General features: G+C 40.8%; 9 protein-coding genes. 2 read left to right on the forward strand and 7 right to left on the reverse strand.

Annotation, left to right across the window (positions count from 1 at the left end):
• Positions 1 to 67 precede the first annotated feature (67 nt).
• The 3 genes from fabG to W7W_RS0109900 form a co-directional block, all read right to left on the reverse strand.
• A complete protein-coding gene (fabG, locus tag W7W_RS0109890) occupies positions 68 to 814 on the reverse strand; it encodes a 3-oxoacyl-[acyl-carrier-protein] reductase (protein WP_010663613.1) in 747 nt (248 codons plus the stop codon).
• A gap of 265 nt (positions 815 to 1079) precedes the next feature.
• Positions 1080 to 2147 carry a mechanosensitive ion channel family protein gene (locus W7W_RS0109895; RefSeq protein WP_010663614.1) on the reverse strand — a complete coding sequence of 356 codons (1068 nt, stop codon included), beginning with the start codon at positions 2145 to 2147 and terminating at the stop codon, positions 1080 to 1082.
• A 15-nt stretch (positions 2148 to 2162) separates the two neighbouring features.
• Positions 2163 to 2900: an SIR2 family NAD-dependent protein deacylase gene (locus W7W_RS0109900; RefSeq protein WP_010663615.1), complete on the reverse strand. Its 738-nt coding sequence runs from the start codon at positions 2898 to 2900 to the stop codon at positions 2163 to 2165.
• A 489-nt stretch (positions 2901 to 3389) separates the two neighbouring features.
• Between W7W_RS0109900 and W7W_RS22875 the strand changes: the two genes are divergently transcribed.
• Positions 3390 to 5270 carry a methyl-accepting chemotaxis protein gene (locus W7W_RS22875; protein WP_010663616.1) on the forward strand — a complete coding sequence of 627 codons (1881 nt, stop codon included), beginning with the start codon at positions 3390 to 3392 and terminating at the stop codon, positions 5268 to 5270.
• Between the two features lie 49 nt (positions 5271 to 5319).
• On the opposite strand, the gene sucD is transcribed toward W7W_RS22875, so the two are convergent.
• The 3 genes from sucD to hemH all read right to left on the reverse strand — a co-directional run bounded on the left by sucD (position 5320) and on the right by hemH (position 8150).
• On the reverse strand, positions 5320 to 6189 hold the full coding sequence (sucD, locus tag W7W_RS0109910; protein ID WP_010663617.1) for a succinate--CoA ligase subunit alpha: 870 nt from the start codon (positions 6187 to 6189) through the stop codon (positions 5320 to 5322).
• A 337-nt stretch (positions 6190 to 6526) separates the two neighbouring features.
• The gene (locus W7W_RS0109925) at positions 6527 to 7081 is read right to left on the reverse strand and encodes a GrpB family protein (protein WP_025007298.1); all 555 of its coding nucleotides are present in this window, start codon (positions 7079 to 7081) and stop codon (positions 6527 to 6529) included.
• A 58-nt stretch (positions 7082 to 7139) separates the two neighbouring features.
• Positions 7140 to 8150: a ferrochelatase gene (hemH, locus tag W7W_RS0109930; protein ID WP_010663619.1), complete on the reverse strand. Its 1011-nt coding sequence runs from the start codon at positions 8148 to 8150 to the stop codon at positions 7140 to 7142.
• 237 nt (positions 8151 to 8387) lie between these two features.
• Between hemH and W7W_RS0109935 the strand changes: the two genes are divergently transcribed.
• Positions 8388 to 11372 carry an insulinase family protein gene (locus W7W_RS0109935; protein ID WP_010663620.1) on the forward strand — a complete coding sequence of 995 codons (2985 nt, stop codon included), beginning with the start codon at positions 8388 to 8390 and terminating at the stop codon, positions 11370 to 11372.
• 212 nt (positions 11373 to 11584) lie between these two features.
• Here W7W_RS0109935 and W7W_RS0109940 read toward each other — a convergent pair whose 3' ends face one another.
• On the reverse strand, positions 11585 to 12832 hold the full coding sequence (locus W7W_RS0109940; protein WP_010663621.1) for a M48 family metallopeptidase: 1248 nt from the start codon (positions 12830 to 12832) through the stop codon (positions 11585 to 11587).
• Positions 12833 to 13123: the final 291 nt, after the last annotated feature.

The following is a 13123-nucleotide window of genomic DNA, read 5'->3' on the forward strand; positions in this document are numbered from 1 at the left end:
TAAGTTAAACAATAAAAGGCACCTTCAGTTTGAAAGCACCTTTTAAATTTTATGACGGAGAAATAAATCAGGTATTCATTCCACCACAAACATTGATTACCTGTCCTGATACATAAGAAGAGAGGTCAGAACCCAGATATACACATGTATTAGCCACATCTTCGGGAGTTCCTCCACGTTTCAATGGAATTTGGTTTTCCCAAGCTTTTCTAACATCATCAGGCAGTGCACCTGTCATTTCAGTGATGATAAATCCCGGAGCAATGGCATTGCTGCGAATTCCCCGTGATCCAAGTTCCTTTGCAATAGATTTGGTAAACCCAATCAACCCGGCTTTAGAGGCACTGTAATTAGACTGTCCTGCATTTCCGGATACCCCTACAACCGAACTCATATTAATAATAGAGCCGGAACGTTGCTTAAGCATGGTTTTCTGAACAGCCTTTGTAAAGTTAAAGGCAGATTTCAGGTTTACCGTAATAACAGCATCCCACTGATCTTCGGTCATTCTCATCAGCAGCGTATCCTTTGTAATACCGGCATTGTTGACCAGAATATCCACCTGTCCGAAGTCCTTTACAATTTCGTCAACCACCTGTTGAGTCTCCTCAAATTTAGCAGCATTGGAAGCATATCCTTTTGCTTTGACGCCCATTGCCTCAATTTCTTTCTCAGTAGCCTGAGCAGCTTCGTTGTATTCCAAATCGGTAAACGCAACATTGCATCCTTCAGCGGCAAATCGAAGAGCGATGGCCTTACCTATTCCCCGGGCAGCGCCGGTTACAATTGCAGTTTTTCCTTCTAGTAATTTCATCAGTATAAAATTTATCTAAGTTATTGGTCTGATGGAACTCGCATGTAAGAGATTTATACATTGTCTTTTGTGGCATCTTTTGCCATGCTCGTTTCATTTCAAATCTGGTTAAGTTTCTGATTCTAAATTTAACCTGAATAACTGATTCGTCAGGCTAGAAAAACAAACTTAAATTTTTTCGGACTGTAAAGATGTTAAAACTTTTGTAATTAAAGGAGGATTTAAGGCTATTTTAACAGCTGCAGAGCGCCATTAATGCTGTTTATCAGCTGTTTTCATCTTTATTCTCAAGTGTAACTCTGGCTTTGGGCAGATATTGCGGATATTCCCTTTGCATAAAGGCAATCAGTTCTTCTCTCAGCCGAACCCGCAAATCCCAGGCTCTGGGCGAATTGGAGGCGCTTACCAGGGCTCTCAGCTCCATGGTTTTCTCAGTGCAGCTGGTAACCTGTAATACATTTACATTGCCATCCCACTCAGGAATGCGGGGAAGAATCCGGGTCATCTCCTCACGCATCTTTTCAACCGGAAAACCATAATCCACATAAATAAAAACCGTTCCCATAATCTCAGCCGAATGTCTTGTCCAATTCTGAAAGGGCTTCTCTATGAAATAATTGATAGGTACCACCAGACGTCGTTTATCCCATATCCTGACGACTACATAAGTAAGGGTAATTTCTTCTATCCAGCCCCACTCACCTTCAACAATTACAGCATCTTCGAGCCTTATGGGCTGCGTAATGGCAATCTGAAAACCGGCCAGTAGCAGGGACAAACTCTTTTGAGCTGCGAAACCAAGAATCAACCCGGCAATACCTGCTGAGGCTAACAAGCTGAGTCCTATTTCCCGGATTTTCTCGAAACTAAGCAAGGCTACGGCCAGGGAAATAAAAACGATCAGTACAATCATAATTCTTTCAAAAACGCGCATTTGGGTGTGCATTTTCCGGGCTTTCAGGTTGTTTTCATTTTCCATATCATACCCTGCCAGCACAAAATGCTTAATGCTCTTGATGATTGCAATTCCCAACCAGGTAATAATAAACACCAATAAAAGAAATACCAACTGATTGGTTTCCATATTCCAATAATCCTGGAAATAGTAATTTAACACACTTACAGCAATACTTACCAACAATAGTTTCAGGGGCGTCTTCACCAGATTAAACACATTGTCAATGCCTGTTTTCATCTGGCGTCGCATTACGCGCTTCAGGGTACGCGTTATCCATACCCCAACCACCCAAACAGCGATTAACACGATGGCTGAGACAAGAATCGGAACCCACAGCGATTCAGGTTCGGTATTCTTCGAGAAAATTTCTAGCATAACAAAAAATATGAATTACAATCTTTTTTCAAGTGCCAACAACGCTTCAGAGGCCTTTGCCACCAGATGAATATCTGTAAGGGGGCCGGTAAAATTGGTAGGTTTGGGATTAATTTCAATAATGGTGGCCCCGTTTCGTTTAGCTTCCCATGGAACCATTGCTGCAGGCATTACTTCACCCAAACTGCCAATAATCATGCACACATCAGCTTTGCGGGCAGCTTCCAGACTTCCGGAATATGCTTCCGTGGGAATGGACTCTCCGAAGAAAGTAAAATCCGGTTTTACAAGTCCGCGGCATTCAGGACAGGTAACCGGTAATTTCTGAAAATCCACTTCTTTGGAGGGATAATAATGACCGCATTGAGTACAAACCATTCGCTGAGAATTACCATGAAACTCATAAACAACAGAACTACCTCCTTCCTGATGTAAATTGTCAATATTCTGGGTGATGACACATTTTAATAATCCTTTTTGTTCCATTCTCCCCAAAACTTTATGTGCATCATTGGGCCGGGCAACACCAAAGTAATCGTAAAATATTTCCCTGATCACTTTCCACGATTCCTCCGGATTCTCATGAAAAAAGTCGAGATCCAGTACCTGAGAATCATATTTCGCCCAGATTCCATTTTCTCCACGGAAAGGAGGAATACCGCTTTCTACTGATATGCCTGCTCCTGTAAATGCAATGGTATATTTTGATTTACGGATAGCGTTGGCTGCTTTCTCCAGTTGTTGTTCCCTCATAGGTTTATTTAAAAATTTTTCTCAGGCCATTGATGGCAAGAGGGCTTATTCATCTATTATTTTAACAAAAGTAAAAATACAGGTGTTCAAAAACAGTGATTATTAAGTTGAATTTTCATGATATTTAAACAACTAACCTCGAAGATTCATTAGATACCTTATTACGAAGCAATATATGCCATATTAAGAAATTTTTTCCTGGTTATTTTAAAAAAATAGACATTTTTAGGAAAACCCGAAAATATCCACAACCCTTTAACCAAATGCGTTTAAAAGTTAACATTTAAAAATATAGCAATATTTCTCACGTTCCCCTTTGCAAAAAACACCTGTTATTTCGATTTTTTTATATAAAATTGCATTTACCCTAAACACATCAGGGTTAAAATTTAAAAGCACACTTTAAGCCCACTTTCTAAAATCAAAATATTTTCTATTCCACCATATTTCAAAATCGCAACCGAAGCCACTTAAACTCAAAAACCACCCATGAAAAAGACCAAAAACCTAAAAAACAAAGTAATCAGTACAATCCTAGTTCCATTGTTTTTGATTTACATCTCTTCCATTCTTTATTTATCATTCAATCACTACAACGAGAACATTTCCCAAACAAAAAAGAATGCCAAAATCCGTAGTGAGGAGTTTGCCGCTTTAATAACTTCAAGAATTCAACAAGATTTAATTGGCACAAGAACAACAGCTTCAGTATTAGAAACCATGACTGAGATGCCTCCTGAAAGAAAAATTGAAAAAAGCCGGGACATATCGGTAAAATTGGCGAAAGAAAAAGCTGGCTATTTAAGTGTCTGGTTTAGCTGGCAAATGCATACCCTCGATAATACATGGAAAGAAAAATATGGAAGAGTAAGGGTCAATGTAGTCACCAAGCCCTCCACTTTCATTATGCAGGATACGCTTGATTTGAATGGAGAAGTCCCTGGAGGCCTTTATCAGCAGATTCACCAGTCCAATAGAGAAATGATAACAAATCCCTATTACGAAGATTATGAAGGCAATTACTCAGACTCCATTCTGGCTGCAAGTATTTGTGTTCCGATTCAAAAAAACGGACAGTTTCAGGGATTGATGGGCATAGATCTGGATCTATCTTTTTTCCAGGCATTGACAGAAGAATTCACCAGTAATACAGAGGAGGACATTCTGCTTTTTAGTGGTGATGGAAGGATTATCGCATCTTCTGATAAAAAGATTCAGGGAAAACTCCTAAAAGAAGCTGTTCCTGAACTTTTCCGCATTATGGATGCCTCAGTTCTTCTTGAAAATCAAACCATTGAAGCAGAGATAGAAATCAACTCCAACACAAACTATTACACAGTATCCTCGGTACATCCCACGCAATGGCAAAAGGACTGGGGATTGGCTGTTATTACTCCACGCAGCACAATTGTCCGGGAGGGCCAGAAAAGCCTTATTACAACGGCAATCATCGGAATAGCAGGACTCGCTATCATTACTTTTCTGCTTTTAAATATGGTTTTTAACATTGTCTCACCGATTGGAAAAATTGCAACGTTTGCCCGGAAGATTGAAGAAGGAGATTTGGACGCCAACCTGGACATTGAAAGAAACGATGAGATGGGGGAAATGGTCAGGGGACTCAAGAGCATGGCCCTCAGTATCAAAGAGATCATTAGCTCAATTAACAATAATGCTGAAACTGTAGATGAAGCAGCAGAACACATTAACAATCATCTGGTTCATCTGACCGAAAGAACAAATCTTCAGGCATCATCAATGGAAGAGATTAGTACTTCTATGAATGAAATTTTGATCAGCACACGTTCCAATAGTGAGCATGCGAGTACCACAGGCAAGATCAGTACACATTCAAATACAGAATTAACCAACAGTGCAGAGGCATTCTCAAAAGCAGAAAAGAGCATCATTGATTTAAATGAGAAAATCATGATGATTCGGGATATCGCCTTTCAAACAAACATACTAGCCCTGAATGCAGCCGTAGAAGCTGCCAGAGCCGGAGAATCAGGGAAAGGCTTTTCAGTAGTGGCAGGAGAAGTAAGAAAACTTGCTGAGCAAAGTCGCAATACCTCTGAAATAATGGAACAGCTTGTCGGGCAAAGTAAATATTCGGTAGAAGAGGTCTCTCAAAAACTGGATTCTTTAATTCCGGAGATAAAGAAAACGGCTGACCTGGTGAGTGAAATTGTAATGAACAGTCAGGAACAAAGTAGTGCAGTGCAACAAATTTCTTCTGCCATCGATCAGCTCAATGACTCTATTCAAAGCACGGCCCGTGAATCGGATGAAATGACGCAATATCTGAAAGATTTGAAAATTAAAGCTGAAGAGCTGCGAAAAAGTACCAATCGTTTTTCCAAAGCTTAATAAAGCGATGGGAATCATGACTATATCCATGATTCCCATAGGAAAACATTTATTTCAAGGCTTTTTTCATGGTAATTCCAAGATCAGCTGGTGACTCCACTACGTGAATACCACACTCTTTCATCACCTTCATCTTGGCTGCAGCAGTATCGTCTTTTCCTCCGATAATCGCACCTGCATGGCCCATTCGTCGGCCTTTTGGTGCAGTCTGACCAGCAATAAAACCAATCACTGGTTTGGTTCCATGGTCGTTTATCCATCGGGCGGCTTCCGTCTCCATGCTACCCCCGATTTCACCAATAATCACAATGCCTGCTGTATTGTCATCTTCCATGAGCAACTTTACCGCATCCAGCGTTGAAGTCCCGATAACCGGATCACCACCTATACCAATGCAGGTGCTTTGACCCAGCCCCAGCTTTGTAAGCTGATCCACTGCCTCATAAGTCAACGTTCCTGAACGACTGATAACACCAATATTCCCCTCTTTATGGATAAAGCCAGGCATAATTCCAACTTTGGCTTTACCGGGACTAATGATTCCCGGACAGTTGGGACCAATCAGCCGGCTGTTTCTGGATGAAAGATAATCCTTCACTTTGATCATATCAGAAGTGGGGATTCCCTCACTGATGGCAACAATCAATTCTATGCCGGCATCGGCAGCCTCCATTATTGCGTCGGCGGCAAAGGCAGGAGGAACAAAAATCACAGAAGTATCGGCTTCTGTTTCTGCCACGGCATCTGCCACTGTGTTAAATACAGGAAGTCCCAGATGGGTTGTCCCTGCTTTACCGGGGGTCACACCCCCAACAACATTGGTTCCATAATCAATCATTTGTTCAGCATGAAAAGTTCCTTCTTTTCCTGTAAAACCCTGAACAATAACTTTGGAATGCTGATCTATCAATACGCTCATAAACAATATAAATTCACTAGGTTAGCAAAAAATGAGATTTCGCAGATAATCGTCAAAAAAAATTAAAACAATTTCATAATAAGTATTTAACATCCAAAGGGCCAAAGAGTTTATTTTTGATGCAAAACTTACGTCTGAGGCCAACCACATTGAAAATCATCCCAATGAGTTGCAGGATATTTTATCTTTCTACAAAAAGGACAATGATGAAGCATCTAATCTGCCGCAAGTCAATCAGTGGGAATGGGCAGAGCTGCCGACCGATAATAAAAACGGTCAACCGAAAGAAATCAAGAAAACCGTACTAAACTAACAACATTATCTTTGTTAATATCTTTTAATGTGCCAACTTGTTTATTCTTTCAATGAAATCTGACTTGCAGTTAGTATAAGCTTCTCTGTCATGCTTGAATTTCTCTGCAAGACTCAATTTTAGGTTCTGATATTCCTGTGCACTTGTTTTATGTGATATCAGATAATCTCTGAACCGCATTTCATTCCAATCGCCATTGTATCTTATATGAACATGATAGGTTTGTCCCTTGAAACCCTTCTCAGAATATCCTTTTACAAAAGTTAAATGAGGAGGGGGATTATCAGGATGTTGGTTGAGATGATAATTGAGCGATTTAAAAACGGATAATATTTTGGAAATTTCAACCTGCCCGGCTACTTGTAATAGAATATCAACTGTTGGTTTGGCCTTCATCCCTGGAATTGCCGTACTTCCAATATGGTCAATACGCACAATCTCCACGCTATCAAACCTGTCAAGAATTAATTGTTTCTCCGTTTCATATAATTCGCCCCATTCTTCGCTGTAATCCTGAATAACAATTGGAAAAAGTTGCCCCAGTTCATTAACGGTCATTTCATGTAGTTTTTTACTCATATTCTTTATGTCCGGTAAAAAAAATGATAATAAAACAATATTACCTATCGGATAAAGACTACCGAACCAATTCAACGATCGTTTCTACCCAGTCATCATTCAAATTGAGACAGGGAATAGCTGTAAAAGACTCTCCGCCTGCTTCCAGAAAAGTTTCCCTGCCTTCCATTTGTATTTCTTCCAGCGTTTCGAGACAATCGCTCACAAAAGCCGGCGTAATGACCAACAGCTTCTTTATGCCTTGCCTGGGAAGAGTTGCCAACACATCCGCGGTGGCGGGACTCAGCCATTTGTCGCTGCCCAAACGGGATTGAAAAGACACACTGTGCTTTTCTGCAGGCAGTTGCAGGTACTCTGCAACAAGACGGGTAGTTTCAAAAACCTGATGACGATAACATTTTTGATGAGCGGGTGATTCTTTCTGACAGCAATCATTACTTTTCAGACAATGGTTTCCCGTAATATCTCCTTTCAGGATATGCCGCTCAGGGACTCCATGATAACTGAAAAGTAAATGGTCATAATCCTTTTCGATGTGCGACTTGATACTTTGAGCCAACGCCTTTATATACCCCGGATAATTGTAATAGGGAGCAATCACTTTTAGTTGAAATTTCCAGGGGCCTTGTTCCCAACTTTTTTTGACATGTTCCACGGCTGTTTCATAGCTGCTCATGGCATAATGAGGATATAGCGGGAATAAGACCACTTCTTCCACATCCGGATGCTCCTGAGCAATCTGTGAAAGTGCAGCATCCGGTGTAGGATTGCCATAACGCATACACATATAAGCAGGTATGCCTGAATGCTCCTGTACTTTACGGGTCAGTTTTTCCGTCAGCACAATCAATGGAGATCCCTCATCTGTCCAGATGCTTTTATACTTAGCCCCGCTTTTGGGAGCTCTGAAAGGGGCTATAATTCCATTAACCAACAGCCATCGGGGAACCCTGGGAATGTCAATGACCCGTTCATCCATCAGGAATTCTCTTAAATATCTTCGTACATCGGAGGTTTGAGTCGAATCGGGAGATCCCAGATTGGCTAACAGTATGGCTTTTTTGGACATAGATCTAACTTTATAAAATCACTTGCAACAGGTAAAAATTAAGATTGTTTTCTCCCGGCAATCGTGATATATTTTTAATAAACGAAAATAACAATTTAAGGGAGAAACAATCTTTTTAAAGATAGGTTCTAAGAAATAAAAACCCGACTTTTCAAGGAATTCTCTCAATTAATAAGAAAATTGTTTACTTTTAATAATTGAATTCGATCAAAATTTTTAATCAAAAACCGTAAACGAATGAAACACATGATTTATTTGGTGGCAATCACCATGATGATTTCAATGTGGTCATGTTCTGATGGCCCTGCCCACAAAGAAGGAGAAGTCTATTATGGCTTCAAACTAATCGAGAACCGTTTTGTTGAGGAAGTCAACGCAAATTGTCTCTATTTTGAGCACGAAAAAAGCGGTGCGAGACTGATGAAAATTGCAGCAGATGATGCCAACAAGGTATTTGCAGTTTCTTTTAAAACTCTGCCCCAGCACGATTATGGAACCCCTCATATTATTGAGCATTCCGTTCTCAATGGTTCCGAAAATTTTCCGGCCAAAAGTCCATTTGACATTCTCCGGAAAGGATCGCTGAATACTTTTCTGAATGCCATGACATGGCCGGATTATACCGCTTATCCCATTGCCAGTATGAATAACAAAGATTATTTCAACCTGATGCATGTCTATATGGATGCTGTATTCAATCCGCTTCTTCACTCCGATCCACGCATCCTCGAACAGGAAGGCTGGCATTACGAACTTGATGACGTGGATGGAGAGATCACCTATAAAGGGGTTGTTTACAATGAAATGAAAGGTGCTTTTTCTAACCCCGAACGGCAAATGGACTACCACACCTATAAAGTTTTGTTTCCGGACAATACCTATGGTGTTTCCTCGGGCGGATATCCCGATGCAATTCCAGAATTAACCTATGATTATTTTAAAAATTTTCATAAAACCTATTACCATCCTTCCAACAGTTTTATTTTTCTATACGGAGATGCAGACCTGGACAAAGAACTGGAATTCCTGAACAGCGAATATCTCTCCAATTACGAAAAGCAGGAGAAAAAGCTGGAAGTTCCCCTGCAAGAGCCTTTCAGTGAGAAGAAGACACTGGAAGAGACCTACAGTGTTCCTGAAGGAAGTGACACCAATGACAAAACGTTTCTGGGTTACTATTATGTAGCAGGTCTCACTACCGACCATGAACTAACCATGGCACTTGATATTATCTCCGAGGCATTGGTTAACCATGAATCAGCTCCGCTGCGCCTTGCGCTTCAGGAAGCCGGCATCGGAAAAGACATTTATGCTTATGTAGATGATAGTAAGCAAAATATCTTCCAGTTCATTGTTCAGAATGCAAATCCCGAAGACCGGGAGAAATTCCAGGAGGTGGTATCTGAAACACTTCACACTGTTGCTCAGAAAGGTTTTGAAGAAGAGATGATTGAAGGTATCGTCAATCGGATGGAATTCAGGCTCAGAGAGGGAGATAGTCCTTACAAAGGGTTAATCTACCTTTTTTCATTGAAAAACAGTTTTCTTTTCGCTGAAGACATCTACGACGGTATTGAATTTGAAAAGCCACTTGCCGCAGTCAAAGAAGGCATCAAAAACGGTATCCTTCAGCAAATTGTACAAGACTATTTCATCGACAATCCGCATGCCCTGATGATGGTATTCAAACCTGAACCCGGATTGGAAAAGAAGATGTCAGAACAGACAAAAGCAAAGTTGGCTGACTATAAAGCCAGCCTTTCTGATGAAGAGCTGCAAAAACTTGTTGAGAAAACCAAAGCGCTGAAAGAGTATCAGCAGGCGGAAGATTCCCCCGAAGCCGTTGCAACAATTCCAATGTTGTCACGCTCAGACATCAGCAACGATGTCCAGTGGTATGAAGTAGCTGAAAAAAGCATAAGTGACATCCCTGTGTTACATTACGAAGACTTCACCAACGATATTGTCTATGCCAATTTCTTTTTTGATTTGCGACCTTTGCCACAGGAACTTATCCCTTATGCGAACCTGATGAGTCAGCTGCTGGGTAAAATGAATACTGAAAACTATGATTTTGGTGAACTCGACAATGCGTTAAACATCCATACCGGTGGTTTTTACACTTATCTGAGTACATACCTGGAAAATAATTCTGATGAAAATCTCATTCCCAAACTCAGAATTACCACCAAAGCCACTGTGGACAAAACAGACAAATTGTTTGAATTATTGGATGAAATACTAAATCACACAAAATTTGATGACACAGAACGGTTGAAAGAACTTCTGATACGTCATCATTCACAGGTAGAATCGCAGGCCAAGAATTACGGAGTGGGAGTCGCCATGAATCGACTGACCTCCTATTTCAAAAATTCCGGAATGTTCAATGAGATGATCAACGGTCTGACTTATTATGACTTCGTTACTGATCTGACTGAGAATTTTGAGACCAGAAATGAAGAAATCATCACCAATCTGCAAAAAGTGGCCTCATTGCTCATCAAAAAGCAGAATCTTATTGCCGGTATCACTTGTTCGGGAGAAAATTACACTACCTACCAGGAAGCTTTCAATAATTTTGTTCCTGAATTGGCCGAGGGCGAAGTGTCGCTGAATCAGTGGAAATTCAACCTTGAACCTAAGAATGAGGGACTCCTGTCTTCTTCCTTGGTGCAATATGTGACAAAAGGTTATGACTTCAAGAAATTGGGGTATGAATGGGACGGAAAAATGGAAGTTCTTAACCAGATTCTTTCAACCGATTACCTTCAAACCCAAATCCGTGTAATGGGTGGTGCTTATGGTGGTTGGGCACAAATTTCGCCTACAGGAACCTTGATGTTTGCTTCTTACCGGGATCCCAATCTTACCGAAACTCTTGAAAACTATGATGCAGGTGCTGAATACCTGCAGAATTTTGAAGCCGACAGTGCCGAAATGACCCGCTACATTATTGGAACTATTGCCAACATTGATAATCCCACTACGGCATCTCAAAGAGGCTCAATCGCCATGAATAATTATTTTAAGAAAGAGACCAAAGAAAAGATGCAACAGGAACGCAACGCTATTCTTAACACGACTGCTGAGGATATTTCTGGTTACGCACAAATGATTTCAGATGTAATGAATCAGGACATTTATTGTGTATATGGTAACGATCAAAAGATCAATGAGCATGAAGAGTTGTTCGAGGCTGTTCGTCAGGTTGTACAGTAAGTACCGAGGGCGTTGAGCATGGTGCTTAGGGCTCAGGGCCTTTAAAAAAACAGAAAACCCACATTTCAGGAAAATATATTTCTGCAATGTGGGTTGTTTTTTGCCCGGTTTTATTCGCTTAATGGCAGCTATTTATTCAAGTTCCTTTCTTGATTCAGGGTGCTCCTCTAGTTGAATGACGTTTAAAACCCGAATTTGAAATCTCTCCCCCCTTATCTCCGAACCTTCTTATCGAGTGCTTCCAGGCGTTGCAGCAACGGTGGATGCGAATAGTTAAAGAAAACATACCACGGATGTGGTGTGGGATTACTCAAGGCATTGGCTGAAATCTTTTTCAGGGCGGTTTGCAAGGCTTCGGGTCTTGCATATTTTGCGGCAAAAGCATCGGCCTGATACTCATTGCGGCGGGAAAAAATAGTCATTCCCAAACCCGACAAACTGCTCACCGGGCTGTACAAAATACCAAAACCAATCAGACCAATGTGAAATACAGGTTTTGAAGCCCCCAGCGCTTCTGACAGGGCCGGTTCATTGACAAACCACCCTAGCAAAAACAGCATAATGCCAGTTTGTAAAACCCCCAAAACGGTACTCCGTACAATGTGCTTCAAACGAAAGTGACCGATTTCATGGGCCAGTACGGCAACGATCTCATCTGTTTCCAAATCCCTGATAAGGGTATCGAAAAGGACAATCCGTTTGTTTTTCCCAAATCCACTGAAAAATGCGTTGGCTTTGGTCGAACGTTTTGAGCCATCCATCACGAATACATTTTCCAGGGTAAAACCGGCCTTTTGACTCATCTTTTCAATGGCACTGCGCAGTTCGCCCTCCTCCAAAGGGGTCTGCTTATTGAAAAGAGGCAAAATAAGCGTGGTATAAAACTTACTGAAGAAAATCATAAACGCCAAAAGTCCTATCCAGGCATAAAGCCAGAACCAACGACCGGCAAACTCATAAAACCAGATTATCAACCCCAGCAAAATGCCGCCAATAATGGCCCCGATAAAAATGCCTTTTATCTGATCAAGAATAAAAGTTTTGGGAGTTGTTTTGTTAAATCCGAATTTCTCCTCTATCACAAAAGTCTCATAAAGGGAAAACGGGATCCCTATCAGCATGGAAGCAAGTCCGACAACCCCAAAAAAGAACAAAGGGCGCCACAACCAATGCGTTGTCAGCTGTTGCACAAGCTCATCTACCCGGGCAAATCCATGAAACCACAGAAAAATCAACAACACAACCAAACTAAAGGTAGAACTTATCTTCCCGAACCGATGGTTCACTTTCCGGTATTGCTTCTGTTTTTCAAATTTCTCCTGAGGATAGAAGTCTGATAACCGCTCAGGAACTTTATCTGCCCAGCTTTTGCGGTTTAATTCTTCCAAAATCCAGCCCCAGACAGCATCCAGAAGCAGGATGGTAATGATAAAAAAGAATAAGAGTGTATGTGTTTGCATCAATCTATTTTTTTGAACCTGCAAACTTAGTTTATACAAGACTTAAAAACAAACCGGGGAAATTGTTTCAAATGCAAGTATCGAAAACAAGTTTATTCCAAAAATGTTCCTCTCTTTTAAAAAAAGTTTATTATAATAATGCGTATCTCAAAAGTTTATTACGATGTCACGAAAGACAAAAATGGCTTACGCCATTTCTTGTTTATTTGGTCCACGAATTAATCGAATTAAACGAATCTTTCACACCTGTGGTGTGAATTTAAACGGCGTAGCCGCTTAAAAAAGCTGCGG

Source organism: Marinilabilia salmonicolor JCM 21150 (assembly GCF_000259075.1).
Lineage (GTDB): Bacteria > Bacteroidota > Bacteroidia > Bacteroidales > Marinilabiliaceae > Marinilabilia > Marinilabilia salmonicolor.

Bases quoted from the DNA above. Each gene is read 5' to 3' on its own strand.
- fabG (WP_010663613.1), bottom strand. From the start codon at position 814: ATGAAATTACTAGAAGGAAAAACTGCAATTGTAACCGGCGCTGCCCGG.
- W7W_RS0109895 (WP_010663614.1), bottom strand. From the start codon at position 2,147: ATGCTAGAAATTTTCTCGAAGAATACCGAACCTGAATCGCTGTGGGTT.
- W7W_RS0109900 (WP_010663615.1), bottom strand. From the start codon at position 2,900: ATGAGGGAACAACAACTGGAGAAAGCAGCCAACGCTATCCGTAAATCA.
- W7W_RS22875 (WP_010663616.1), top strand. From the start codon at position 3,390: ATGAAAAAGACCAAAAACCTAAAAAACAAAGTAATCAGTACAATCCTA.
- sucD (WP_010663617.1), bottom strand. From the start codon at position 6,189: ATGAGCGTATTGATAGATCAGCATTCCAAAGTTATTGTTCAGGGTTTT.
- W7W_RS0109925 (WP_025007298.1), bottom strand. From the start codon at position 7,081: ATGAGTAAAAAACTACATGAAATGACCGTTAATGAACTGGGGCAACTT.
- hemH (WP_010663619.1), bottom strand. From the start codon at position 8,150: ATGTCCAAAAAAGCCATACTGTTAGCCAATCTGGGATCTCCCGATTCG.
- W7W_RS0109935 (WP_010663620.1), top strand. From the start codon at position 8,388: ATGAAACACATGATTTATTTGGTGGCAATCACCATGATGATTTCAATG.
- W7W_RS0109940 (WP_010663621.1), bottom strand. From the start codon at position 12,832: ATGCAAACACATACACTCTTATTCTTTTTTATCATTACCATCCTGCTT.